The 255-nt window shown below is 44.3% G+C and carries 1 protein-coding gene; it reads left to right on the forward strand.

The genetic code is table 11. From position 1 onward, the window contains the following. On the forward strand, nucleotides 1–255 hold a 255-nt coding region (locus G6554_RS25470; protein WP_166246857.1), incomplete at both ends, for a hypothetical protein.

Raw genomic sequence — 255 nt, forward strand, 5'->3', positions numbered from 1 at the left:
AAACCAACACGGAGCTAGGTAAAAAAGCAGATAATGTAACGGTTTCGGCTTTAACCACACGAGTATCTACGGCAGAAGGTTCCATTACAACGCAAGCTGGCCAGATCAACTTAAAAGCTAATGCTAGCGATGTCTATACTAAAAGTCAGGTTGATACGTCACTAGGTGGCAAAGCTGATAATTCGACTGTTTCTGCCGTTACTACCCGTGTCACCACAGCAGAGCAGAATATTAGTGCTCTTGACGGCAAGATTG

Source organism: Bacillus sp. MM2020_4 (assembly GCF_011250555.1).
In the GTDB taxonomy this organism is placed as follows: domain Bacteria; phylum Bacillota; class Bacilli; order Bacillales; family Cytobacillaceae; genus Neobacillus.